This window comes from Vibrio sp. 1CM2L, from assembly GCF_023161695.1.
In the GTDB taxonomy this organism is placed as follows: Bacteria; Pseudomonadota; Gammaproteobacteria; order Enterobacterales; family Vibrionaceae; genus Vibrio; species Vibrio coralliirubri.
Genome location: NZ_JALNTT010000003.1, coordinates 480,148 through 505,622, shown reverse-complemented (window position 1 = coordinate 505,622; position 25,475 = coordinate 480,148). Strand labels below are relative to the sequence as shown.

Genomic DNA, 25,475 nt, shown 5'->3' with positions numbered 1-25,475 from the left:
ATATCAATGTTCGGTTTTTAACCACAGATATAAATGGAGTAACAATGAAGAAAGTACTGGTTTTAGGCGCTTCTGGATATGTTGGTTCGCAACTCCTCCCTCTCCTGCTTGAGCAAGGCTATCAAGTCACGGCAGCAGCAAGGCATATCGACTATTTAAAGGCACGGACCGAACCTCACGAAAACTTATCGCTTGAGTATCTTGATCTGGCCGATCAAGCTGCGACACAAGCCTTAGTCCCCGACTTTGATCTTATCTTCTTTCTCGTCCATGGCATGGCAGAAGGCCACGACTTTATCGATTATGAGCTGAACTTAGCCCGTAACTTTGTTTCGGCTCTTGGCCCAAAGAATCAACACGTCATCTACCTGAGCTCTTTACAGCCTCAGACAGGCGATTCAGAGCATCTTCAAGCGAGAAAGAAAACCGGCGAACTGCTTCGTAAAGGACCCGTTCCAGTTACCGAGCTTCAAGCAGGCGTCATCATAGGACCCGGCTCTGCAGCATTCGAGATCATGCGAGATTTCGTGTACAACTTGCCGATTATGATTGCGCCAAAATGGGTTGACTCTAAAGCCAACCCGATTGCTTTGCAGAACCTGAACCACTATTTACTAAAACTCGCACAAGACACGCCTAGCGATAGCCAAACCTTTGAGGTTGGCGGGCCGGATATTGTCTCTTACCGAAACCAATTTGCTCATATTGCCAAAACCGCCGATCGTCCACTCAGGCTGTGGGCGACATCGCTACTGACACCAAAGATTGCTTCATATTGGTTAGGCGTGGTGACTTCTGTACCGTCCAACATAGGCAGAGCACTGCTTGCAGGCTTAAAGCACGACTTCATCGCCAGTTCGACCACCATCAGAGAAAAGTACCCTCAGAAGCTCGTCTCGTTTGAGAGCATGGTTGAACAAGCCATTCACGCTGAAGGAAACTTTGTCAAAAGCAATGTGTGGGGCTTTGATAAAACCGCATTCAAACGCTGGCAAGCGGGATACGGTTATTACCCGAAGAAAACAGGCGCAAGTATCACTTCAAGCGCGTCATTAGAATCGCTCTGGCACGTGGCTCAACAAATCGGAAGCCCGAAGCAAGGTTACTTCTTCGCCAACGCTTTATGGCGCACACGCGAATGGTTGGATGTTCTTTTCGGTGGCGGTGTACCAGTTCGACAAATGCCAGAAGGACCCAATCTAAAAGTCGGTGACAAAATCGATTCGTGGAAAGTCATTCGTTGTGAAGAAAACCAGTTTTTATCTCTGCTTTTCGGTATGAAAGGCCCCGGTTTAGGGCGACTCGAGATTACCGTCTCTGACCACGGTGATTCTCGCGAGCTAAACATCTCGGCTTGGTGGCATCCAAAGGGCTTTCTAGGATTACTGTATTGGTTTGCGATGATGCCTGCCCACCTGTTTATTTTTAAAGGCATGGTAAAGGCGATTGAGAAGCAAGCTAAAGAACAGGATTAAAAGCAGATACGAGATTCGAGTGTCGAGATGCGAAAAGATTAAAAGCGGATTCGGGTAACGGGATGCGAAAAGATTAAAAGCAAATTCGAGATTCAGGTAACGAGATGCGAAAAGGTTAAAAGCAAATGCGAGATTCAGGTAACGAGATGCGAAAAGATTAAAAGCAGATGTGGGATTCGAGTATCGAGATGAGAAAAGATTAAAAGCAAATTCGAGGTTCGGGTAACGGGATGCGAAAAGACTAAAAGCAAATTAGCGACACGCGCTATGAGAGGCAAAAAAGAGCGGATAATTCCGCTCTTCGTATCTCGAATCCGCTATTAGCCGATAACGCTAATTGGGATCTCAGCCAGTTGGTTGCCTTGGTTAGCAGGGTAAACGATGTATTCACCGTGATACTTCACCGCAGACTTATAGTCCGTTACTTTGTGAAGCATGAAGCCCGCTTCCATCGCCGCTTGGATGAACTCAGCGTGGTTGCCACGAACAAACCAGTTCATCGGCTTAACCATCAACTCGCCGTCGAAAGACTCGTCACACTGTTTGCCACACAAAGCAAAAGAATGCTCGCCATCGGTGAAGAATTGAATCTTGCCACCAGTCGTTAGCTCATCTTCACTCGATACGCTCCAACCCATCTCATACATTTTGTCCATGAACGCTTCAACATCACTGTCTTTTAGCACTTTAGGCTCTTCGCCTTCAGGGAAAAAACGTCCGTAAAACGCAGAAATGCGTTTAAAGGTAAAAGTTAAATCAGAGTTATTGCCTTTTGAGCGACCCTGTTTCTGCCAGCGAACTAAGTCAGGCACAATCACGCGATCATAAGCTTGAGATTTAATCGCTTTTGTTACCCAACGAACAAGATAAAGGTTGTTCGCGATAGGCGCGTCGATCGCTTTGCCAGACTTATGCAGAGCATATAGCTCGCCCAGCGCATCGTTCACTAACTTCTGAATTTCAATATAGTATTTTGACATTATGCCTTCTTTCCTAATGTCCAATATAGTAATGCTGACAGTATTGCACATGCTGCCATCATCATAGCCATTGGCCCTGCAGTGTCACTTGGTAGCATGGCAACAATTGCCCCCACCACAGAACCAGTACCAAATCTTAACGTGCCCGCAAGCGAAGAAGCTGTGCCGGCCATATTCGGGTATCCGCTTAAAAGCAGTGCCATTGAGTTACTACCAATGGTAGACAGTGTGCCGATAAACAGCATCACGAATGGCACAATACCCCACAAACCGATATCTAACATCCAACCAACTAACAGACCTAAGCCCGCAAACAGTTGAATGGTTAAGCCGACTCTAAGCATAGCGTGAGAGCCCACTTTCTTAACGATTCGACCGTTGATGCTCGTCATCAAGATCATAGCAACAATATTCAAGCCGAACAGGTAGCCAAACAGATCAGGGCGAACGCCATAGATATCGATGTAAACGAATGAACCTGCCGTTAAGAACGCAAACATCCCTGAGAATGAGAATGCACCAGAGAAAATCAGGCCCATCGCCGTTGGGTTCTTACACAGGCGAGCGTAGTTACGAATCGTTGTTTTAACGCGCAATGGTTGTCGGTTTTCTGCAGGTAGCGTTTCTGGGATCTTCATCGATACCGCTAGAATCACGATCACCGCAAAGATAGCCAGTACCCAGAAAATTGAACGCCAGCCGAACCACAACGCTAAGTAACCGCCAATCATCGGAGCAACCAATGGCGCAACTGTCATCACCAAAGTAACGAAAGACATGGTTCTTGCGAAATCTTCACGATCGAACATGTCTCTTACCACCGCTTGGATGATAACGGCCGCCGCAGCACCAGCAAAACCTTGAGCGGTACGGATGTAAGTCAGCGCTTCAATACCGTGTGTTGTCGCACTCACCATAGAAGCGATAGCAAACAAGAACACACCAATAAGCAGTACAGGCTTACGACCATAGCTATCCGCCAACGGGCCATGCAGCAACTGCCCCAGCGCGAAACCTGCGGTATAGGCTGTTAGCGTGATTTGTACCTCACCCGCCGTCACACCAAGATCTTTAGCAATGGTCGGCATCGCTGGCAGATACATATCAATGGCTAGCGGAGTAAGTGCACCAATCGCACCTAGAATCAAAAACAGCACTAAGCCTAATTGAGGTGTTTCTGGTTGGGAGCTTGGGCTCTGTGAGGTCGATGTTTGCATGGTTCTCCGAATGTTCAACTGATAGAGCTAGGGACTAGCGTGAGTACGCGAGTCAAAGATTGGCTGAGACTTTCCTAGTACCAGTCAACATCATCAGCCGACGCTATCCATGGTCGGCTTTACAACGAAAGGGCTATTTCCATCAAAAGTTGTTTCTTGTTAAGAGCAACTTCTAGCTAAGGACTACTTCCAGATTGAATCGACTTCTTCTTGCGTTAGGTAACGGTATTCACCTAACTCTAAAGATTCGTCCATCTCAATTTCGCCAATACGTTCACGGTGTAGTGCTTCTACCTTGTTACCAAGAGCAGCAAACATACGTTTAACTTGGTGGTATTTGCCTTCGTGAATCGTTAGCAGCACTTCACGCTCTGCACGAACTTCTAGGTGTGCAGGAAGTGTTAGGCCATCTTCGCTCTTAAGCTGGATGCCCTCTTTGAATTTTTCAACGTAATCGTCTTCAACAGGTTCAACCAACCACACACGGTACGTCTTCTCGCACTTGTGCTTTGGCGAAGTGATACGGTGAGACCACTTACCATCGTCGGTAATCAATACAAGACCTGTTGTATCAATATCTAGACGACCAGCAAAGTGCAGCTTGTCCATTTTGATTTCATCAAGTAATTCAAACGCGATACGATTTGCGCCATCTTCATGCGAACAAACAAAGCCTTCTGGCTTATAAAGCATGATGTAACGTGGGCCGTGAACATTCAGTTCATTGCCTTGCCATTCCACAACGCACTCTTCAGTTACCTTGAGTGAACCGCTTTTTTGAATGACATCATTTACTGTCACTGCCTTGGATTTTAATAAGTGTGTTGCTTCTCTTCGAGTGACGCCTAATGCATCGCACAGAAATTTATCTAAACGCATGAATACCTCAACTAATCTAAGTCGGGTATTATAGTCACCTTTGCTCAATTAGTTGAGCTATTTCACACTATTTGTTTTCTACCCTACAAGACGCGATATGTATACACTCCGCCCGTACCAAGCTGATTCCGTAAAATCAGTGATTCATTACTTCAGAAAACACCAAACTCCGGCTGTTCTCGTGCTTCCGACGGGGGCAGGGAAAAGCCTTGTGATTGCAGAGTTGGCAAGGCTTGCGAAAGGTCGAGTGTTGGTACTTGCTCACGTAAAAGAGTTGGTTGAACAGAACCATGAAAAGTATGAAGGTTATGGGCTGAAAGGCTCAATTTTCTCTGCGGGTTTAGGACGCAAAGAGACCGACCAACAAGTCGTGTTCGCTTCGGTGCAATCAGTGGTGCGAAATCTCGATTCATTCTCTAACCAATTTTCGCTATTGGTAATCGACGAATGCCACCGTGTTCCCGATGAAAAGACCAGTAGTTATCAGAAAGTCATCACTCACTTACGCGAGAATAATTCGGGCATCAAGGTGCTTGGATTAACAGCGACCCCATATCGTCTTGGGATGGGTTGGATTTATCAATACCACACTCGCGGTCAAGTACGTTCAGATGAGCCACGCTTCTTCCGCGACTGTATTTTTGAACTGCCGATTCGTTACCTGCTCGACGAAGGCTTCTTAACTCCTGCACGTATGATCGATGCACCCGTGTTGAGCTATGACTTTTCGCAGTTAAAGCCCGCGAACACTGGTCGCTACAAAGAAGCAGAACTCGACATGGTGATCGAGCAATCGAAACGCGCGACCCCACAGATTGTCGACCAAATCATTCACCTAGCCCAAGACAAACTCGGCATCATGGTATTCGCTGCGACCGTTCGACACGCGCAAGAGATCCTCGGCTTATTGCCAGAAGGTGAAGCTTCAATTGTGATTGGCGATACACCAACTCTCGAACGTGACCAAATTATCAGCGACTTCAAAGAACGTAAAATCAAGTTCTTGGTTAACGTATCGGTATTAACCACAGGTTTTGATGCGCCACACGTCGATTTAATCGCGATTTTACGCCCGACAGAATCCATCAGTTTGTATCAACAAATCGTTGGCCGTGGCTTACGCCTATCTCCGGGTAAAAAAGAGTGTTTGGTGCTCGACTATGCGGGCAACAGTTACGACCTTTATCAACCTGAGGTCGGCGACCCTAAACCCGATTCAGACAGTGAAATCATCACCATCCCCTGCCCGGCGTGCGGCTTCAACAATAACTTTTGGGGCAAACTAGACAGCAATGGCTTCTTACTTGAGCACTTTGGTCGTAAATGCCAAGGCTACTTTACCGATGAAGACACGGGCGAACGCGAACACTGCAACTATCGTTTCCGAGCGAAATATTGCGGTGAATGTGGTGCGGACAACGACATTGCCGCGCGCATTTGTCATGAATGCGATGCAACCTTAGTCGACCCAGACAAAAAGCTCAAAGAAGCGCTGAATCTAAAAGATGCCTTGGTATTTGAATGTTTAGAAATGGACCTCAACGTGCTTAAGGACGAGAAAGGTAAATCACAACTTAAGGTCACCTATCGCGGGGAAAACCAAGCGCAAGTGCATGAGTTTTGGTCATTAACCACCAAAAAGCAGAAGCAAAACTTCAAAGACCAGTTTGTTCGCCCTCACCTTGCAGACAGACATCGCCCTTTTGAAGAAGCCTCACCAACGAAAGTGGTTGCTCACCAACATAGATTCCGCCCACCTCAATTCGTGATTGCACGTAAGGTCGGACGCTTTTGGAAAATGAGAGACAAGATATTCGAAGACGAACTACAGCAGCGTTAAGGTTAAGAATAAAGGTAAGTCTTACGTTCTTAACACTCGGCAATTAATCTTATGTATTAAAGCCTGCGCCATTTAAGCGTTAAGTTTTTCGGTATCAAATTCTCATTATTAATCAGGTTCACTTTCTGTTCAGAATTACTTTTTTATACTGAACGCTATCAACCTTCTCTAGGATTCGCTATGTTTAGTAAAGCTATGATTTCTTTGTTTTCTATAAGCTTAGGCTTATTTGTTTCTGCTGGCGCATGGGCTGACTCACATCATAATGGTCATGAATTAGTGCAGGACGTTCATAAAGCAGGAACCAGCATCGAATTTGAAGAAGACCAAGACGAAGTCTACGAAGCCGTGCGAGAAGGCTACATTCGCCCTTTCTCAGAAATGTATGCAGCGGTTGAAAACGATCTTCATGGCAGAATCATTAAAGTCGAACTAGAAGAAGATGACGACATTTGGGTGTATGAACTAAAAATCAATTACCAAAACAACATCATCAAAGTCGAATACAACGCTGAGACGTTAGAAATGCTTATGATTAAAGGCCGCAACTTTAAAGACGCAATTAAACACGGCGACTAGTTACGTACGACGAAGAGCTAAGCACGACGAACAGTCATTACAAGAATTAAGAAGAACAATTATGAAAATTTTAGTCGTTGAAGATGAGCCTCGTTTGGGCCAACAAATTATTGAAACACTTGAGGGGGCCGACTGGGTTCCAGAGCTTTCTCAAGATGGTATCGACGCACTCTACCGTGCAACGTCAGAAGAATGGGACGCAATTGTCCTCGATTTAGGTTTACCTAAGCTTGACGGCCTAACGGTATTAAAAGGCATTCGAGACGAAAACATCAACACGCCAGTGATTATCTTAAGTGCTCGTGACACACTAACTCAACGTGTTGAGGGCTTGAACGCCGGTGCAGATGACTATCTAACTAAGCCATTTGAAATGGTCGAGCTGATTGCCCGTATCCGTGCTCAACTGCGCCGAGCGTCAGGCAGTGCTGCTCCGATACTTCAAATCGGTGATCTAAGCCTAGACACACGCAGTTCTAAAGTGTTGTGGCAAGGCCAAGCGGTTAGTCTAACCGCGCTAGAATATAAAGTCGTTGCGTACTTCATGCATAACCAAAACAAGGTTATCTCGCGTACAGAGCTGGTTGAACACATCTATAAACAAGACTTCGACCGCGACTCAAACACGGTTGAGGTGTTCATTGGTCGTATTCGCAAAAAAATCGCACCAAAGATCATCAAAACCGTTCGTGGCCTTGGCTATCAACTGAATGCTGAATAGCTCAGTCGTCAATCACGCCAAGAGCAACCATCAATTAAGTGGACAGCCTGTTCTGATCATCGCAACACGATAAGTCACGATGAGCAAAGGCAGGCTGGAAGTGCATGAATCTAAAGAAACGAACACTTAAAAACATCAGTCTAAAAAGCCGCTTGCTCCTTGCTGCGGCTTTTTGGCTAGGTGCGATGATATTAGCGGCTGGTGTCGGGATCCCAAAGCTGGTTAACGACTACCTCGTCGACGACATGAAGCAGCAGCTTGGTTTAACCATGGATGAGTTAACCGCCAATATCGAAACCAATGACAGTGGTAACCTGATCATGGCAGAGCGTCTGTCTGATCCTAGGTTCAACCAGCCCTACAGTGGTATTTATTGGCGCGCCGCTACCCAAGAGCAGATCATTCGATCGCGCTCGCTATGGGATAAAGACCTCACCATCAAGCGTTCGCCAATTCACACATCAGTCAAAGGACCTGAGAAAGAAAAGCTGATTTACATCGAGCAAGATATCTACCTGCCTGAACTGAGCGACCCTGTCACGATCACCATTGGTATTGACGAAGATCCGCTAGAATCCACACTTACCGAACTAACTGGCCAAGTCTGGTTGATCCTAATGCTGCTGTTTGTTGGCGTGCTGATGTTGATCGGTATTCAAGTCAGTTGGTCGTTATTACCGCTCAGCAAGATGCAACGCGAACTGGTAATGCTAAGAAACGGCGAGCAACAAGGGTTAAGCGATAACTACCCGAAAGAGGTTTCTCCATTAGTCTCGGATCTCAATGCCCTGCTCTTCCACTATCAAGAGCTATTAGAGCGAGCTCGTAACCACGCGGGTAACTTATCTCATGCGTTGAAAACACCGCTTTCAGTTCTAAAAAATGAGATAGAGCGACTTCCAGAGGATGACAAAGCACTGCTGCAACAGCCCATTCATCAGATTCAAAGCCAAATTGATTATCACCTTGGCCGCGCTCGTATGGCAGGTGCAATGAACATTCTTTCGGTGAAGTCTTCACCTTGTGAGCGTGTTGAAGCTATCTCAATGGCGTTTGATAAAGTCTACGCAGCCAACGAAGTCACCATAATTAACGAGCTAGACTCTGAGATTGAAGTGGCGGTAGAAAAAACCGATCTTGATGAAATGGTCGGCAACCTACTCGAGAACAGTTACAAGTGGGCTGGCAGCATTATTCGCGTCCATGCAAATGAACTCGACGATGGCAACATAGAGTTGGTGATTGAAGATGATGGCCAAGGCATTCCTGAAGAGAAGCTTGAGCAAGTGACCAAACGTGGCGTTCGACTTGATGAAACCACACCAGGAACAGGCTTAGGGCTTAATATCGTGAATGAAATGGCACACAGCTACCGAGGCAGCCTAACGCTCAGCAAGAGCTCAATGGGCGGCTTAAAAGCTTCTTTGGTGCTTAAAGTAAGTAAAGGTTAAGTAAGCTAAACGCGCTAAATAAACCAAGTAAACACGATAAGCCCTAGCACAACGCTAGGGCTTAACTTTATTCTGGTTTAACCGAATTCGAAATATCCACTATGGCTCATACTGATAACCCCACTTATCACATTTACACCAACTCAGCTAACATCTCATTACTGTACGGTTTTATTTCCTGTTGAGTCTTCACTCTTTCTATATAGTCTGGGTTTGCAATCAATGGACGACCGATAGCCACTAAATCAGCATCTCCTCTGGATAGCATTTCACGCGCACTCTCTGCGCTATATCCGCCACTCGCGATAACGGTCCCTTGATACAAGCTTCGGATATATTGAGTAACCGAACCATCAATATGCTGATAAGGCTTGTCATCAATCGAGCCGTTATGAACATAGGTGAGCTCGTACTGATTGAGCTGCTTCAAGTAATAATCTGAAATCACCTTATCTTCTTCGTTTTCCTCTAAATGCAGATACCCGACCGGAGATAAACGAACGCCTACGTGTTCAACTTCTTGTTTTACAGCCTCAATAATCCTGAATAGAAATTGACTCATTTTCTCAGGAGTTCCGCCCCATGCGTCAGTTCGTTGGTTTGTCTCCCAGTGAAGAAATTGATCGATCAAATAACCGTTCGCACCATGAATCTCAACACCGTCAAACCCAGCCTTACGAGCGTTAGCCGCGGCTTGTTTAAACTCTCCTATTACAGAAAAAATGACCTCTTCGCTCATTTCACTCGGCATGCCATACTCCAAATCTTTGCCTCGTGGCACTTTCCCCTGTAAAGGAACAGCCGAAGGTGCTAGCGGCAACTTCCCTTCAAGGTAAAAAGGATGCGAGACACGACCACAATGCCAAAGTTGAGCAAAGATCTTGCCTCCATTCTGATGAACTTTGTCCGTTACCTTTTTCCAGCCTTCAATCTGTTCCTCATTATATAAACCGGGACTATTTGGGTAACCTTGCGCCATTGGCGAGACGATCGTGCCTTCAACGATAATTAACCCGGTATCGGCTCTACGAGCGTAATAATCAGCCATAGCGTCCGTCGGTATCAAATCATCACTCGCTTTTGAGCGACTCATTGGAGGCATAACAATACGGTTATCAAGATTCAGCCCATTACCTAATTCAATGTTTTCAAACAAAATATCTTCTTTCATGTTGCCTCTCTTCATACCCTAATTTCGTCATTTTCAATTAATTCAAACTCAGTCTTGTTACTACTTTCGTTTGCTGGAGAGAATCTTAACCACAAACAAAAGCGACTAGAAGTATGCTAAATTAACTACCAAGTATGCGTTTTTGGAATATTTAAGATGGATCAATTAGGTGCAATGCGAGCCTTTGTCAGAGTTGTTGAAACAGGCAGTTTCTCTGCTACAGGGAAAGAGATGAACACGACTCAAACCACCATTAGTAAAAAGGTGGCGGCACTGGAAAAGAAGGTTGGTGTGAAACTATTAACTCGAAGTAGTAGAGATCACTCACTGACTTCTGCAGGGGCACAATACTATGAGACATGCGTTGCCATTTTGAGTGAGCTTGATGAGGCGGAAGCAAAAGCTCGCTTGGAGGTATCCTCCCCTCAAGGAGTGGTGAGTGTTGCTGCGCCGATTGCATTTGGTCGACTTATCATTGCGCCGTTAATTACCCAATTCTTTGAACTGTATCCAAATATAAAAATCAATTTGCTCCTCAATGATAAGCATATCGATTTGATCAGTGAGGGCGTTGATGTTGCTATCCGAGCAAAAGAGTTGGAAGACTCATCTCTTGTTGCAAGACACCTTTTCGACGATCCAATGTTAACGTTAGCGTCCCCAAGCTACTTAGCCAAGCACGGAGAACCAAAGCAACCCGAGGACTTAAAAAATCACAACTGTCTAGTTTATTCTAGGTTGAAATCACCTAACCTCTGGCATTTCACCAGCAAAGAGAAAACGATGTCGACAACTGTATCTGGCAATTTTCAATGTGATAATGGAGATACGTTGCTTGAAGTTGCTTTGGTAGGTGCAGGCCTAGTTCAACTGCCTCTTTGGATGGTAAATAACGAGCTCTCGTCTAACCGACTAAAAATTGTTCTAGATAACTACTCTAGCCAAAGCCTGCCCTTTAATGCCATTTATCCACGAAACAGATACACACCTTTGAAAGTTCGTTGTTTTGTCGATTTTTTAAAAGCAGCGCTCTCTAAAAAGAGCATTACCTGAGAGCCATGCATGCTAAAAGCAGAGATATCAAAAGCAGACAAATTAACTTAGCGAGTCTTAAGAGCCGATAACCAGAATCCTGCCATCCGTATAATAGTCATGATCGTCATTCATTACTTCCACCGTTGCCAATGGGTGTTTAACTAACTCGATGTCTGGTAGTGACGTTCGTATCTGATTAGCGAGCCTATCTCGCTCTTCATCAACGTTAGGGTCAATGTTATGAAGTACGGTTACAATGCCTGAATAAGGGGTGACTTTAAGGCCATCATCATAACTAATTGCGCCTAACCACTGAGGCTGGTTAGTTTTAATATCAACACCAGCACGCCACCAGCGAATATGGCTACGCTTCATCAAGTTACCCGGCAATTGAAACGCCATATCTTGCGGCTTGTCTCTCCAATATAAATCGGACACTGGTGGCGTTTTGTCTCTAAGCAATGCGAGGTAACCAGCCCATTCAATCTCATTTCGAGAGAAGGTTTGATTCTCTATCCAGCCTAATTGCTTCATTAAATCTCTTGGAGTTGCTCCAACATAAATTACGTTGATCGCTTGCGCTGAGTAGAATGACGATTTCCCTGGGAATGCTTTATAGGTAACCGAGTTCCAGTCTACTTTGTTTATTTGAGGCGTCTCTTGTTGATTCTGAAAGTCATCCGCTTTCCAAAAAAAGTGGGCGTAGTTCGCAAACAATACCCACGCTAACATCAGCGCACTCGACTTAAGAACCAAGCGTCGCCACTTCATTCGGTAACCGATAATGGTGAAGACCAATACCGCGAACACACCGACGATCAAGCTATTGTGCTCAGAGATAAATATCTTAAGGCTATTAAGCCACGGAAAGTTTTCAACGCCGTGCGCCAGCAACATACCCCAAGCAATGAACTGCCCTCCACCAAGGGCCAAGCCGAACAACGCCAACACACTGAAATTGCGCCACGGTACACGATGCGAACCCGCTATAAATGGCACTACCCAAGCGATAGGCCCTAATAAGCGAGCAAAAAGAATGATGTATGTGCCTTTGCGAGCAACCAGATAGCGGCAGCGCGCGATTAATCTTTTGGTTTTAGGACGAAACTTAATGAGCCTTCGTTGCGCCTTAGCGCCGTATTTATAACCAATGAAATAACTGAGTTGGTCACCAAGTAAACCACCTAGCATTACCAAAACCAACGCCATCCATGCACCTGAATACAGTTGAAAGCCCGCTGCGATAAAAAAGGGCTCTCCCGGTACAAATAGGTTTGGGCCAATGAGAGCATCACCCAATGCTCCCAGAAATAGCCCTAGTCCATCAAACATAACAACCTCAATGCTTACTGTTCTTTGTAGTGACCAAACTTGTAGTTCATCTCGTTGTTACGCATTTCGCCTTTAAAGAAGCGTCTTACATTGGCTTTAAGATAAGTAGAGCCTGTCTTCACAACGCCATCTTGGTCTAAACGACGCGGGTCAAAGCCAAAGGTCATATTCAGGAATCTAAATCGCCATGTTTTGCTCGCACGTTTTACGTAGTCACAGTCTTCACACAGTACGATCTCTTCATCGAAACCGCCGATCTCATCATGCGCTCGTTTCGTCGAGAAAATACATGCGCCAATCGCCGTCGGAAAAAAGAATTGGGTAGTAAACAAGCCAGCGTTAAATAGCCCGTAACCAAACTTGTGTACAAGCGGCAGACCTTTCGAGCTCATGTAGACACCCGCCACTTCAAGCTTCTTCTCTTCTAGTTCATAAAGCGCTTTCGCCAGGAAGTTTCGAGGCAAGCTCACGTCAGCGTCTAAGAAAAGGATCCTGTTGTATTGCGCTAATGACGCACCTGTATTTCGGCCAAGGCTCACACCACGGTTTTCCATATGATGAACCGTTAGTTTTGGCAACGCGTTTTCATAAGCTTGTGCCACTTCTCTGGTGTTGTCTTCACTGTTCGAGTCGACAACAATCACTTCGAACTCTTGATGGGTTTGCACGCTCAACTCTTCCATTAAGCGGCTAATGCGTTTCTCTTCGTTTAACGTAATAACGACAATACTTACTGGTTCCATGTTTTCACCTATTCATTCTGCTGATTAATTAACACTAATATTAACGAACTAAGCCTTAACCAAGTCTTAGGCAAACATTCATTTTCCGTTCATTAACTTGATGATTTAGCGGTGATATAAATAGATAAGAATTGCGATGTAAAAGGGGGTAAAATGCGCTAAACAAGCGTTAGCGAACGTTTTATCTCCAAACGAACCCATTATCGAAGGAAATTCACTTTGAGATGGGCTTCTTACTTGCTCATATTGGAATGTGATGTTAGTATCCGCGCTTGCTTAAGCATGAACTTTTATGTTTAAGCATTACCACATACTCAAGGTCGCATTGAGGTGTGAAGTTAATTTTTACTAATTTGAGAGTAAAACTATGAAATTTGAAGCAGTAGTACGTACTGAACTAGGTAAAGGTGCGAGCCGCCGCCTACGTCACGCTGGTAAATTCCCAGCTGTAATCTACGGTGGCGAAGCTGAAGCTGTAGCTATCGAACTTGTTCACGCTGACGTGATCAACCAAATGGATAAGCCTGAATTCTACGAAGCAATCACTCTACTGATTGACGGCGCAGAAGTTAAGGTTAAGCCACAAGACGTTCAACGTCACGCGTTCAAGCCAAAAGTTGAGCACATGGACTTCATCCGTATCTAATTCCCTACCAAGGAATAAGATTGGATTAATCCAGCCTTCTGCATAGAAAAGATAATCGATCTTACCAGTCGAGAAATCTAGAAATTCGAAACCCCGATGCTACCAACATCGGGGTTTCACCGTTTTTGTACCCTCAAAAAATACCCAAAACATCTTATCGAATCCAAACTAAAGATACCTACCCACGCGCTCTACTTCTTTCAAAGCAATACGATCGGCTGCTATACCAACAGGAGCTGAACCTAGTGAATACCACTTAACATCATCAGCCTCTTGAGCGGTGATATCTCCTTCCCAGTCACTCACAATAAAATAATGAATCAACTGAAGTTCCTTCGTAGGATGGTAAAGCGAACACAAGTATTGGTAATCAATCGGAACAACATTAAGCTCTTCGTCGATCTCACGAAAGAGTGTCTGAACCTGGTTTTCACCGTGTTCAATATGACCGCCAGGTATAGTGATTAAACCGGGATCGGTCTCCCTAGACTTACTACGCTTTTCTAGTAATATTTGCGATTCGTTCAGCATGATAAAAGAAACACACTCGTGGACATCCATCTAATTTTCCTAAAACCGTAACAACGGTAGTTAAGTTTGCTGTTCTAGCTTGTGTTAATGCTTAATTTACAACAAGCTCTTTGCTCAGTCTTTCATACAACTCCAAGGCTTCAACTTTAGAGGTTAATTGCCCGAGAGCGTATTGATGTGCTATTTCAATATCGTCGCTTTGATTAGGGTAATAACGCTTGGCTACTGCAGCGCATTGGTTCAAGTCGGTGTACCAGCTGCCGTCTTGCTCAGCCACAAAGTAATACGCTGCACGCACTAACTTCTTGCCAATCACCTTAGCGACATCCCCACCAACCATTGTTTGAAAAGACGGGCTCATTTGCTCAAGAAAAGTAGACAAGTCGCCATTAAGCGCTTGGGCGATCTCAATGCTTGGTTTGTATAGTGGGAACTCATTAGATAAATCATTCCCCCAAACACAACAGCAGCAATGCTTGATCCAAAAGTGCCAGTGATACTTTTCCGTGGGTTGCAGAACATCGCGCTGGAAGCCAGGATCGATATCAAGCTTGCTCACTTGCGGATATGCTTTGGGAATGGTGTCAGAAAGGAGCTTAAATACTCCCTTCTCTTTTTGGCCAATAGGCGTAGTAAGTACGATAGAGACATCCAAATCAGAGCGACCAATAATGGCAGTCCCTCTTGGCACGCTACCGTACAAGTAGATACCATCTATTTGTCCCGGGAGCTCTCTTAGCAACGAATCAACGGCTGCTGACACCACTTCTTGAAATTCAGGCGTAATGTTCTTTGACGAATAAAGGTTTTGAATAAATCCGTCTTTATCGAGCCCTCTAGTTTGGTCTTGCACCTTGGATTCCTATTTTAATCGTTATAATTAATCACACAGGATTCTACTTATGATTTGAGGAGTGCTAGTGGTTAAAGTGACATTAGCTCTCGCTTAGTTTTATCGTTCACCTTTTCAAACGCGTAGCGAAAAGCGACTCGTGGCATTACGGCATGGTTAGCCTTTAAATAACGAATAACCAATTCAGGCTCTTTTTGACTGAGCACTTTTAGCATCCAACCATAGCCTTTTTGCACAAGATCATGTTCATCTTTAATCAACAAATCAGCCACTTTAAAGGGGTTCAAACCTGAGTACTTATCATTATTGATCGGATAGATTAAGACAACAGTGGCCGCTCTTCGCACGGCAAAGTTAGAATGTATGACCCATTTCGTTGTCATCTCGAACAACTCATTGTGCTGAGACAGTAACTCACCAAACGCATGAGTACAGAAGTCATCACAATCATTCCAATCGGTAACGTAGTGGATTAACCAATGTTCAAATATGGAGAACGTTTCTTTCGAATATTGTTTCCTTACTCTAAAAGCCCAGTCGTAAGCAATAACGCCTAACGCCCAACCCCTTTCTTCAAGTAATTGAGTACACAAGGACAAAACATTGGAGATGTCTTTATTTTTGATTGTTTTAAAAACGAGCGCCTATATAGATCGAACCTGCCCTGTTTTAACACTAGCCTCTGGATAACCAACGTCTGAAAGATGAAGCGTTACCGTTTCAACTATATTCATTAATTGCAAAACCTTCATAGAACTAAAATTAATATCAAAGTGAAATACACAGTACTTAAGTCATACGTATACAATTTATAAAATTCCAGTTACTTTAATCACAACATTCATTATTGAGCATTTAAATTACCACTAAAACAAGGATATTTCCTTTGGTAAGAGCAACTTATAATGCATACTAGCGGCCTTAAAAAGAGGTACTAAATGAAAAAGAACGGTTTTACACTTATTGAGCTTGTTGTCGTTATTGTGATTCTTGGAATACTCGCCGTTACGGCAACCCCTAGATTCCTTAATGTGAGTACAGATTCCCATATTGCAGCCGTGAAAGGTACTGGCGCTGCTTTTAAAGCTGGTGTCGACCTTGCCTATTCAAAAAATTTAACCTCAAACGGTGGCGGTGCATCTACGAATGTGCCTATCTATGATGACTCCGCAACCGGCCAGCTTGACTTCAATGAGTGGGGATACCCAGCCCAGCAATGGCACTTACCCGAAGACTCTCCAAGGTTAGACAACACTGAAGACTGCATCTCAGTATGGGGGGCTCTACTCCTTGATCCACCAAGTGTTTCTAGCTTTAACTCGCCTACAGATACAGACTACATCGCAGAATACATTCAAACCGATCAATGTATCTACCATTACAGAGTAGTGCCTGGAATTTCAATCTATTATAATTCGATGGACGGTGAGGTTACTGTAGACGACGAGCCAGATAATTAAACCTCAAAGACAAATTTTCAGCACCTCGCCAATTTAGAATTGCGCATAACAGCTCGCCACGCATTGATAATCAACTATTTGAAGTTAAATATAAGCACGTTTGCGGATAAACAAGCGTGCTATCTAGCTCACCTGAAGGCAAGCGCCTAGCATTAGCGCAGCCCGCTTCTTACTGTTGACCAAATCGTTCCCATTCAGTGCTAAGAATCGCTAATACGACCGTATCCCACCATTTACCTTTGAAGAACCGATGATTCTCAAAGCGCGCTTCTTCTTTCATTCCCAGTGACTGACACAATTTGATGGCTGCCAAGTTCCTACTGATGGTTTCGGCGCAGATGCGTTGCACGCCCAACTCTGAAAACCCAAAATTAGCGAGCGCTTCAGCCGCTTCTATAGAAAGCCCTTTTCCCTGAATTTCCCTTGAGAAAGCGCAACCCATTGAAGCTTGTAGGTTGCCTTCAAGACGTAAACAAACGGTTCCAATAAACTTCCCTGAATCTTTGTTTTCAACCGCGAGCTGATAGGACTGGCGTGGTACTTCCAAAGCCTGCTCAACAAACAACTGGGTTAGCTCTCGATATTTGTTAGGTTCACAATCACTTTCGTCATAGAAACGCTGATACTTTACGTCTTGAGACATGCCAACAAACGCAGGCTCATCTTGAGGCCTCATATCTCGAAGAATCAATCTGCTGGTTTCGAGTTTGAACATCAAATTTCCTTTTTCATGTTAAAACAAAACGAGGTGTCGCTTACTCGTATACTTTCCCATTATGCTTTAACCAACCATGAGCATGATGATTGCGAGGATCTTTGTGCGTCCAGTGCATTACGCCACCTTTCTTGTTCCATTCATATTCACCATAAAACTCAACTCGGTCGCCCTTTCCCAGGTCCTGAACACGAGGAGCTAAGTCAATATTATGTGCGACTAGCAAGGTTTGTCCGCTATCGAGTCGCAAAATGAATTTCTGATGTCGAGAGCCTTTATTATCATCAGGAAGTACTCGATACACCGTACCCGCTCCGCGCACCTGAACGTCGCTTTGATGATTTTCGTAAGCTTGCTTAAGTCGCGTATCATTCGCTTGAACATGATTGATGCCAAAGCTAAGCAGCACCAAAAGTAGAGCGCAAAATTGTTTCATTCCCTTCATTTCTTTCGTTTCCCATATCTGAGTGTTGATTTGGGATACTGACTGGGCATCCCCTCTTCTAACGATGCTTGTACTGAGTTGGACAATAACCTCTCGATACATCGGTATTACGCAACTTTACATGTTTAGTCGAGCGCCCAGAAACACGAGAGCGCCACAGCTTAAAACTGCAGAGCTTAAGATGACTGCGCATAAAACGAATCACTTGCGATTCATTCAAACCAAATTGCTGTTCTATTGCTTCAAACGGCGTTCTGTCTTCCCACGCCATTTCAATAATTCTTGATTCATTCTCTTTGGATAACATTGGGCATACTCTTCCTTAATAAACTGGAGAAATACGCTCGTTCCAAATTTAAAGATCACAGGACAAACACTTTGAATTGACGCGTTATAACGTTCAATAAAACAACAAGCTAGCAGCGAGGCAATCATGGAGTTAAATAAGCTTGTGCAAACTCTCTAAGCACTCTCGCATTGTTGTGGTATTTGCTATCCCCGCACTTTATGCCATCGACTCTGATGTCCGGGCTAGAATAAGCAGGTATAACATCTCGCTCATAAGACATCACAGTTCCTCTGTCAGCACAAATTGCGCCGAAGGAATATTGAGGAGCTCTTGGATACGTTCCAGAAATCATCTCCAACTACTCCCTATATTCAAAGCCGCAAAGATCACCAAAAAATGCCGTGACTTAAGATTCATACAGATAACTATTACAAATATAAGCGCAGTCCTCTCAAAGTAACCTGCTCTATTGGTGCTGTTCCGAAAACAAAAAGCTCGTCATACAATGACGAGCCTTATTGATTATGGGAGCTTAACGGTTATAAGACCCAAGCCTTAACCGATCTAGCCATTAAGAAACTTGATCGCGTAAAGCCAATTCAATGTTTTTCAACACTTTGAACTCCTCTCGAGTACAACCTCGAGCTACAGATACCCAGTGATCACCAGTTTCGTCTGATCCTTTAAACTCTGCACGCAACTCATATCTTCGCCATGTAACAAACGCCAAAATAAAGGTCAGTGCAAGCATCGGCAAACCGAACTGAGGAACGAATGCCCAAGTCGCTGCCGAGAGGACTAAAGCCAACGAAACGATATTGATTGCGTTTTCTTTAAGACCCAATTGACGAATTTCTAACTGTTTGATTTTACGTAAGCTGTAAACATCCTTCTTAACTCGAAGTTCATCAGAACTCACTAGAAAGTCTGATGCTTTGTATGACCTACGAAGTCGCACTAAATTCGCTAACCTGTTGCGTGTTTGATTCTTTTTCATCGCCTTTCTCCATGTCATTAAAGGTTAGTAAAAACTAATACAATCATGAAGTTAATGAACGAATGCTTATTTTATAAATCAAACCAATATTAAAATCAAGCCTATGTAATTAATAACAATTATAACAACGCCACTTGGCATACAAAATTCAGATAAAAGAAGATTTATTGAGGAGTCTACTCATCGTAAATCGATGTACTTTAGTTAAGTGAAATATAGGCCGATAATGGTTCCAATAACCGACCAAACATACCAAACGGCGGGCATGATTCCTCCTGCTTTGTAACCACTTATTTCAACGCGATTTTTGCGACAAATTTCGTGTTCAAGGAATGCTGAACAGTGGTCACATAACGCTCTACTTATCATAGACAGTATAACTTCTTCACCACCCATCCATTCAGCTTTTAAATGCCCGAATCACTCAATTGAACATATCAACATAGCTTATCGATTAAGCAATTGATCTCATAATGTAGAGCCTGTACGCTTACACTATGCACACGGTTACCTAATGGAGATCACGATGAACGAACTACTGACATGCGCTATGGAACAGAAACAACGAACAACGGTGACGAGTTTGTTCGCAAGAAATGGATTTAAGATCGCAACGACTGACTTTGATGATGTGACTTTCGAACGTGAAAGTGTGTTGGTCAACGTTCGATTTGATTCCTCTTCTAACGTCGAATCGATTTCGGTTTTAAGCGAGTAGGATTTATCACCTCAAACGTTAGCGTAAAGCAGGTAAGGGCAATCAACTGAAGGTGTGGAAGCATCAACTCTCTTCATTGACCAAATACAAGTGTAAAATAGAGCTTATTGCCTGCTTTTCACGCCATTCTTAAAGTGCGCTAACTGCCAACGCTCGAATAATTCCATCTTATTTCTGAGCTCCCTTTCTTCTTATGATCAATTCTTCTCCACTTGTTCACCATTCTCACTATCCTCAAAAAACGCATTAATGACAATTCTACCAATAATTAGCAATTCCATGAGCTTGGCTTATATTTGTTAGTACCCTTTGAACAAAAATCGAAGTGATGCCTATGCTCCTAACTCGGTTAATTTATGTCAGTACGCTCTGTGAAAGTTGCGATTCTCAGGCTTTGAACGACATTCTTCAGATTTCACACGACCGCAATAAGCAAAGCCATTTAACTGGCCTTCTAAGCCACAATGATAAGTATTTCCTGCAATGCATTGAAGGTTCGAGAACCGCAGTGAACCATACTTACAATCATATTTTGAATGACAAGCGACACAAAAACGTCATGATTTTATATTTCAAAGAGATCGATTGTAGGCAGTTTGGTGATTGGTCTATGGGTGATATTCCACAATCTAGTCTCACTGAACTGGTTAATTTACAGTTTTCAACATCCGATCAGTTCAACCCGTATGAGATGTCAGGAGAAAGTGCCTACCGAATGCTTCTGGAACTGAAACAGAATTTGCCATCAGAATAGAGCTTCGCTCCGACTTAATCCCTAGAGTTAGCAACAAAAAGCCCCAACGTATGGGGCGTTTTGTTATAGAGACATCTATTCGATATTCTTCGGTGAACTCTACTCGCTCTCGCTGCTCACCGCTTCTTGTTCACTGCCAGCAAGAGCTTGCTGTTCGGCGGTAATATCAGATTCTTTGAACACAATGAACGCGCGGCGGTTTAATGCATCGGCTTTTTCAGAACGTTCATTAATCGCAGGCTGCAACTTACCAAATGACTTCACTTCCCAGATGAACTGCTTAGGGTCGAGTTTGGTTTTGAGGTATTCAACCACCGTTTCTGCGCGGCGCTCTGCCAGTTTTTCATTGTAAGAAAGTGAACCCGCTTGGTCGGTGTGCCCTGCCACCATAATACTGCCTTGCAGACCGCTCAACTTCGTTGTGAAGTCATCTAACTGCGTTAGATCTTCTTGTTTGAGTACTGATTTGTCGAAATCGAAGTGTGGTGTCATTGCCATATAAACTTTACGTTCTGGTTTTGGTGGCTCACAGAAAGGCATCTCTTCGTACTTCTGAGCTTCTTCAAACACAATAAATGCACGGCGGTTCTCCGCTCGGTCTTTATCTGTCTTACCAAACAGAAGAGGTTGAGTCTCACCAAGGTGTTTCACTTCCCAGTCATATTGCGTTGGGTCTAGTTTCCCTTTCAAATAATCTGCGACCGATTTAGCACGGCGCTGTGAAAGACGTTCGTTGTATTCCAGAGAACCTTTGTAATCAGTATGGCCGACAATCGTGATACGCCCTTTGAGGCCTCTGATCTCTTTAACAAAGGTATCCAAGTTGATCTTGTCGAGGTCGCGTAATTGGTATTTATCAAACGCAAAATGCTCTGCGATAGCGATGTGCACCTCACGCTCTGGCGCCAAACACTCGCTGATTAAAAACTTAGACACATCGATGCCTGCGAACTTGTCTCGGTTCTCCTGGCTCACGTACGTGTCGGTTGCACAGCCGGACAGCAGCAAGGTACTCATCACTGCGCTTATTAGGAAAATAATTGTTTTCATCTTACTCTTAACTGCCACTTTGAATTCTCAACTCTTAACTTTCAAGCCACTTTTGGGCTGGCTTAAATCTTACCTACTAAGTTAATGAACACACCGGATGCGTCGTAATCGTCATCATTGGTTAAGTCACTATCAAACGCAGAGAAGTTATAACCAATCCCCATTTTGAAGTTCTCGCCGATGTGCTTGTTCACCGAAACTAATGCACCGTGTTCTAGCTCATCGTTGAGAGTGTCTGTTTTCCAGTGGTATTCACCCGTCACATCCCACTCTTTCATCACGCGGTAAGAAGCGCTTAACCCGTATAGGTCGATATCGCTTTTAACCAGCTCATTCGAACCAGACGCTCGTTCAAAAGCTTGCTGTTTGTCTTTATGCGCGTACTTAGTACCGACATCCCAGTGTTGGTCGATCGAATAGATCGCTTCAACTTCAATGATCTGACTGGTTTCGTCTTGATAATCCACATCGCGATCCAGTTGGTCGAAATCTGCAATATAGGTGTAGCGGCTCAGTAAATTGAGTCGATCGTTGTAGATCGGACGATACGCGAGGCCGCCAGTGGCTTCGGTAAATTGCGCCATGGTTTCGCCCGTGGTTTCGCTTTCGGTGATGGAGTAGTTGTACTTGCCAAATAGCGTGTACTCTTCCGTTAAATGATGCGTATAACGGTTGGTGGTCACGATTTGTTGCAGCTCACGTTGTGCTATCTCTGGGTCGTCTTCACTCTTATCCACTCGATATTCGAATTTATGACTTAGAGTGATGTCGTCCAGATCAATCGATGCATTGAAGCTGATGGACTCACGCTCTGTGGTGATGCTCTGGTCATCTTCAATTTCCCCAAGTTGATAACCGATCCCCATCTCGACATCTTCCGTCACATCGTAACCAAAGCCATACGAGTCGATACGACCGTGACCATCGTTTTCATCAACGAACTGGTTCTCTTGGTAAAAATCGACACTGCTGGTGAGATCTGCACGCTGACCGACAATCACGTTATTTTCGCCTTCGTAGTTATCATCAACGTAGGTCACGTATGTGGAGTGGTCATCAGACACATCGTAAGTCACGGTTGCTTCGGCGACTTGCCCGCGGTCGCCATCGGTGTATTCACCACCCAACGACAGATCTTCCAATACTTGGAATTCCGCACCAATCGATGCACTGTCATTCTCGTCGTAGTCATCCGATTGAGATACTGTGGTTTGCCCTTTGATGTAGACACTGTTGTCGCTGTCCCACATGTATTCCAAACGCACGCCCGCTAAGGTCGCATCGCTGTGCTCGTCGTTTTGGTTAAGTTCTTCGGTTTGTTGCCCAGCTGCAGATACCTTAATGTGCTGGGTGATTTTGAACTGAGTCTCAATCTCAATCGTTTCAGTATCTGTTTCTAGATTACCATCGACATCGCGCTCTTCATTGGTCGAGAAACGAGATAGCACCGCCAAGCGATCAGTTGCTTGTAAACGAAGTTCAGCACCGTAAGCTTCTTGTTCAAGGTCATCGCTGCTGCTCGCGTAGCTGTATCCCGCGTCTTTGTCTCGATACCAAAGTTTCAGGTCATTACCAACGGCACCAAAGATGGTTGGGGCAAGGTCATAAAGACTGGTAACAGCTGTGATTTGGACACTATCACCCTCGCGGTCTTCCAATGTGTCGCCAATTGGCGTAAAGGTTAAACCACCGTCGGTAGAGACGAAATTCGACTCGGTTTGTCTACCTTCACTGCGCGCAAACTCAGCCTTAATGTAGGTCCCTTCAGTAGCACGTAACGTTAAGTCCGTACCATAAGACTCGTAATCTTGATTGTCTTTCTCTTGGGTCGCGTACGTCACGCCAACGCCAATGTAATCGTTGATCCAGCCTTTGGCACGACCACCGTAAGACATCGCATCTAATGAGTCAGAACCTTGTGGGACGTACTCATAGTCAACAACCAGAAAGTTTTCGTAGTCGTCTCCGTTTTCAATCACGCTACCAAAGCTGTCGGATAGGATATTGTCCAGTGGCTTGGTCAAAATAATACGACCTTGGTACGGGTCAAAGTCATAGTCGACGCCCGGCTCAAGTGGGATTTCATTCTGCACTAGGCCAGATTCATCTTTTACTTTCACATAAACCTTGTCGCTTCCTGGTACCGCTTCACCATGACGAAGGAAGTACAGAGAACCGCCAGTGCCCAAGAACTCATCGTGTGCATACAACGAATCTGCTTCTGCGGTAAAACCGACCACGTTCAAACGATCTTCACCGTATTGTGTAGTATCACGAGTACGATAATCAGCTTTGAAACCATAGAGGCTACGGTTGTAATCGTTGTTCTCGGTGCCTGTTAAACCCGTGTTGTAGTTACCCCACAAGTATTGAGACTTATCGTATTCAACATTGAGGTAAACCTTGCCTTTGGTGTTGACCACTTTTTCGATGTTTGAGCTATCGCCATAGTTGCCGTAATAAAGCTCATCGTCGTCTTCGAGGATATCGAACACATCCGAATCGTCGGAGGCGAACGGATGTTTGAACATGTCTTTGATTTCACTTTCTCGCGTATCAAAGTGAGTCGTTACACGAAGTTTGTCGCCAAATTTACCCTGACCAAAGTACGCTAAACGACCTTGGTTATAGATGTCATCTTGGTACTGGTTATCGACACTTAATGCATCGCTATTACCAGACACATTGTTCCTACCAACATAAAGATCAGCCAAGCCAGTTTGTGCGTAGTAAGTATCTGGAATACGAACGTACAGCTTATAACGACGCTCATCGCCGTTATCAAACACAACCTTGGTTGGGAAAATGTAGGAGTCTGTAGGTAAGTACTGCTCTGCGTATAAGTTGCCGTCTTCGACATCAAATTCATCTTCACCGATGATGACTTTATCTACGCCCTTTAAGCCAGTGCCGATGAATTTCGCTAAGCCCGCATTGGTCGGGATGTTGTGACGCATCAACTTAGCTTGGCCGTAACTTTTATCTTTGCTCTCTTCATCATCGTTATCGTTTCGGTCGATATCGACTTCAGAGTCCGGCTTGACTAAGTCAGTCACACCAACGGTGGTTACATCCATGTTGCCATCTTTGTCCCACGCTTTTAGGCGGAACATCAGCTGCTCCCCGACATTAAATTGGTAATCAACATCGGTTTGACCATCCCAATTGATGTCAGAGTCGTTCGCCAGTTTGTCGCCATCAAGTACAGCGATTGGCTCAGACAAGCCAAAGTCACCCACTCGGTACACTTCCAACTGGTACTTTTTGATGTAGTAACCATAGTTGGTGGTAATGGTGAAACCGACGCTGTCACGCAGTGTGCCTTGCTCCACTTCTAATTCATCGCTAACACTGACGTCGAGCACTGGGTCAAAGCGTGTGATGTCGCGGCTTGCCCAAATAGCGCCTTGTTCTAGGTAAATACGCGAACTATCTTGATCTTGGTTCGGCTTAGTGATTTCAATGCCAGTCGTCTCAGAACCGAGTTTTTCAAGCTTACCTGTGTCTTTCGCTACCGCCATCACAGGAATGGCCGTTAACACACACGTCGCTAAACGAGACTTACTAAATACTTTCATACAATTTCCAGATACG

At 44.5% G+C, this 25,475-nt stretch carries 24 protein-coding genes and 2 pseudogenes; 10 read left to right on the top strand and 16 right to left on the bottom strand.

Annotation, left to right across the window (positions count from 1 at the left end):
- Positions 1 to 44 precede the first annotated feature (44 nt).
- Positions 45 to 1,475, top strand: coding sequence for a DUF2867 domain-containing protein (locus MSG34_RS12310; protein WP_248337620.1), 1,431 nt, complete (start codon positions 45 to 47; stop codon positions 1,473 to 1,475).
- A 320-nt stretch (positions 1,476 to 1,795) separates the two neighbouring features.
- Here MSG34_RS12310 and MSG34_RS12305 read toward each other — a convergent pair whose 3' ends face one another.
- The 3 genes from MSG34_RS12305 to rsuA form a co-directional block, all read right to left on the bottom strand.
- Positions 1,796 to 2,455: a DUF2913 family protein gene (locus MSG34_RS12305; protein WP_248337618.1), complete on the bottom strand. Its 660-nt coding sequence runs from the start codon at positions 2,453 to 2,455 to the stop codon at positions 1,796 to 1,798.
- Positions 2,455 to 3,672: a Bcr/CflA family multidrug efflux MFS transporter gene (locus MSG34_RS12300; protein WP_248337616.1), complete on the bottom strand. Its 1,218-nt coding sequence runs from the start codon at positions 3,670 to 3,672 to the stop codon at positions 2,455 to 2,457. The genes MSG34_RS12305 and MSG34_RS12300 overlap by 1 nt, the downstream gene beginning before the upstream one ends.
- A gap of 183 nt (positions 3,673 to 3,855) precedes the next feature.
- Positions 3,856 to 4,551 carry a 16S rRNA pseudouridine(516) synthase RsuA gene (gene rsuA / locus MSG34_RS12295; RefSeq protein WP_017060380.1) on the bottom strand — a complete coding sequence of 232 codons (696 nt, stop codon included), beginning with the start codon at positions 4,549 to 4,551 and terminating at the stop codon, positions 3,856 to 3,858.
- Between the two features lie 97 nt (positions 4,552 to 4,648).
- Between rsuA and MSG34_RS12290 the strand changes: the two genes are divergently transcribed.
- The 4 genes from MSG34_RS12290 (at position 4,649) to MSG34_RS12275 (ending at position 9,142) form a co-directional block, all read left to right on the top strand.
- The gene (locus MSG34_RS12290; RefSeq protein WP_059019294.1) at positions 4,649 to 6,391 is read left to right on the top strand and encodes a DEAD/DEAH box helicase; all 1,743 of its coding nucleotides are present in this window, start codon (positions 4,649 to 4,651) and stop codon (positions 6,389 to 6,391) included.
- Positions 6,392 to 6,571: 180 nt separating this feature from the next.
- Positions 6,572 to 6,970: a membrane protein gene (locus MSG34_RS12285; protein ID WP_017066076.1), complete on the top strand. Its 399-nt coding sequence runs from the start codon at positions 6,572 to 6,574 to the stop codon at positions 6,968 to 6,970.
- 61 nt (positions 6,971 to 7,031) lie between these two features.
- Entirely contained in the window at positions 7,032 to 7,691 is a 660-nt protein-coding gene (locus MSG34_RS12280; RefSeq protein ID WP_017060377.1) for a response regulator transcription factor, read from the top strand.
- 104 nt (positions 7,692 to 7,795) lie between these two features.
- Positions 7,796 to 9,142, top strand: coding sequence for an ATP-binding protein (locus MSG34_RS12275; protein WP_017060376.1), 1,347 nt, complete (start codon positions 7,796 to 7,798; stop codon positions 9,140 to 9,142).
- A gap of 133 nt (positions 9,143 to 9,275) precedes the next feature.
- On the opposite strand, the gene MSG34_RS12270 is transcribed toward MSG34_RS12275, so the two are convergent.
- Positions 9,276 to 10,313 carry an alkene reductase gene (locus tag MSG34_RS12270; protein ID WP_248337614.1) on the bottom strand — a complete coding sequence of 346 codons (1,038 nt, stop codon included), beginning with the start codon at positions 10,311 to 10,313 and terminating at the stop codon, positions 9,276 to 9,278.
- A 156-nt stretch (positions 10,314 to 10,469) separates the two neighbouring features.
- Here MSG34_RS12270 and MSG34_RS12265 point away from each other — a divergent pair, with 156 nt between their 5' ends.
- A complete protein-coding gene (locus MSG34_RS12265) occupies positions 10,470 to 11,366 on the top strand; it encodes a LysR family transcriptional regulator (RefSeq protein ID WP_048609233.1) in 897 nt (298 codons plus the stop codon).
- Positions 11,367 to 11,423: 57 nt separating this feature from the next.
- Here the strand turns inward: MSG34_RS12265 and MSG34_RS12260 are convergent, their stop codons facing one another.
- Both MSG34_RS12260 and MSG34_RS12255 read right to left on the bottom strand, forming a co-directional pair.
- Positions 11,424 to 12,680, bottom strand: coding sequence for an LssY C-terminal domain-containing protein (locus MSG34_RS12260; RefSeq protein ID WP_248337612.1), 1,257 nt, complete (start codon positions 12,678 to 12,680; stop codon positions 11,424 to 11,426).
- Positions 12,681 to 12,694: 14 nt separating this feature from the next.
- A complete protein-coding gene (locus tag MSG34_RS12255; protein WP_017079049.1) occupies positions 12,695 to 13,423 on the bottom strand; it encodes a glycosyltransferase in 729 nt (242 codons plus the stop codon).
- A 367-nt stretch (positions 13,424 to 13,790) separates the two neighbouring features.
- On the opposite strand from MSG34_RS12255, the gene rplY reads away from it, so the two are divergent.
- On the top strand, positions 13,791 to 14,069 hold the full coding sequence (rplY, locus tag MSG34_RS12250; RefSeq protein WP_017060373.1) for a 50S ribosomal protein L25: 279 nt from the start codon (positions 13,791 to 13,793) through the stop codon (positions 14,067 to 14,069).
- Positions 14,070 to 14,237: 168 nt separating this feature from the next.
- Here rplY and MSG34_RS12245 read toward each other — a convergent pair whose 3' ends face one another.
- From MSG34_RS12245 to MSG34_RS12235, 3 genes and pseudogenes are all read right to left on the bottom strand, one after another.
- Positions 14,238 to 14,630, bottom strand: coding sequence for an NUDIX domain-containing protein (locus MSG34_RS12245; RefSeq protein WP_248337610.1), 393 nt, complete (start codon positions 14,628 to 14,630; stop codon positions 14,238 to 14,240).
- Positions 14,631 to 14,691: 61 nt separating this feature from the next.
- Positions 14,692 to 15,453, bottom strand: a complete 762-nt coding sequence (locus MSG34_RS12240; protein WP_248337608.1) for a nucleotidyltransferase domain-containing protein — start codon at positions 15,451 to 15,453, stop codon at positions 14,692 to 14,694.
- Positions 15,454 to 15,524: 71 nt separating this feature from the next.
- A pseudogene (locus MSG34_RS12235) lies at positions 15,525 to 16,187 on the bottom strand (DNA alkylation repair protein).
- A gap of 204 nt (positions 16,188 to 16,391) precedes the next feature.
- Here MSG34_RS12235 and MSG34_RS12230 point away from each other — a divergent pair.
- The gene (locus tag MSG34_RS12230; RefSeq protein ID WP_248337606.1) at positions 16,392 to 16,913 is read left to right on the top strand and encodes a prepilin-type N-terminal cleavage/methylation domain-containing protein; all 522 of its coding nucleotides are present in this window, start codon (positions 16,392 to 16,394) and stop codon (positions 16,911 to 16,913) included.
- Between the two features lie 169 nt (positions 16,914 to 17,082).
- Here the strand turns inward: MSG34_RS12230 and MSG34_RS12225 are convergent, their stop codons facing one another.
- The 5 genes and pseudogenes from MSG34_RS12225 to MSG34_RS12205 form a co-directional block, all read right to left on the bottom strand.
- The gene (locus MSG34_RS12225; RefSeq protein WP_248337604.1) at positions 17,083 to 17,628 is read right to left on the bottom strand and encodes a GNAT family protein; all 546 of its coding nucleotides are present in this window, start codon (positions 17,626 to 17,628) and stop codon (positions 17,083 to 17,085) included.
- A 40-nt stretch (positions 17,629 to 17,668) separates the two neighbouring features.
- Positions 17,669 to 18,064 carry a DUF3465 domain-containing protein gene (locus MSG34_RS12220; protein ID WP_086773680.1) on the bottom strand — a complete coding sequence of 132 codons (396 nt, stop codon included), beginning with the start codon at positions 18,062 to 18,064 and terminating at the stop codon, positions 17,669 to 17,671.
- Positions 18,065 to 18,131: 67 nt separating this feature from the next.
- Positions 18,132 to 18,380 carry a TIGR03643 family protein gene (locus tag MSG34_RS12215; RefSeq protein WP_050648790.1) on the bottom strand — a complete coding sequence of 83 codons (249 nt, stop codon included), beginning with the start codon at positions 18,378 to 18,380 and terminating at the stop codon, positions 18,132 to 18,134.
- Positions 18,381 to 18,504: 124 nt separating this feature from the next.
- A pseudogene (locus tag MSG34_RS12210) lies at positions 18,505 to 18,711 on the bottom strand (hypothetical protein); the annotation flags it as partial.
- A gap of 222 nt (positions 18,712 to 18,933) precedes the next feature.
- Complete coding sequence (locus tag MSG34_RS12205; protein ID WP_248337602.1) at positions 18,934 to 19,359, bottom strand: hypothetical protein; 426 nt, start codon at positions 19,357 to 19,359, stop codon at positions 18,934 to 18,936.
- A 526-nt stretch (positions 19,360 to 19,885) separates the two neighbouring features.
- Between MSG34_RS12205 and MSG34_RS12200 the strand changes: the two genes are divergently transcribed.
- Positions 19,886 to 20,077 (top strand): hypothetical protein, encoded by a 192-nt coding sequence (locus tag MSG34_RS12200; protein WP_231624734.1) that lies wholly within the window; start codon positions 19,886 to 19,888, stop codon positions 20,075 to 20,077.
- 334 nt (positions 20,078 to 20,411) lie between these two features.
- Positions 20,412 to 20,831 (top strand): BLUF domain-containing protein, encoded by a 420-nt coding sequence (locus MSG34_RS12195; RefSeq protein ID WP_048614428.1) that lies wholly within the window; start codon positions 20,412 to 20,414, stop codon positions 20,829 to 20,831.
- Between the two features lie 99 nt (positions 20,832 to 20,930).
- Here the strand turns inward: MSG34_RS12195 and MSG34_RS12190 are convergent, their stop codons facing one another.
- Both MSG34_RS12190 and MSG34_RS12185 read right to left on the bottom strand, forming a co-directional pair.
- Positions 20,931 to 21,881 carry an OmpA family protein gene (locus MSG34_RS12190; protein ID WP_248337600.1) on the bottom strand — a complete coding sequence of 317 codons (951 nt, stop codon included), beginning with the start codon at positions 21,879 to 21,881 and terminating at the stop codon, positions 20,931 to 20,933.
- A gap of 62 nt (positions 21,882 to 21,943) precedes the next feature.
- Positions 21,944 to 25,459: a hypothetical protein gene (locus MSG34_RS12185; protein ID WP_248337598.1), complete on the bottom strand. Its 3,516-nt coding sequence runs from the start codon at positions 25,457 to 25,459 to the stop codon at positions 21,944 to 21,946.
- Positions 25,460 to 25,475: the final 16 nt, after the last annotated feature.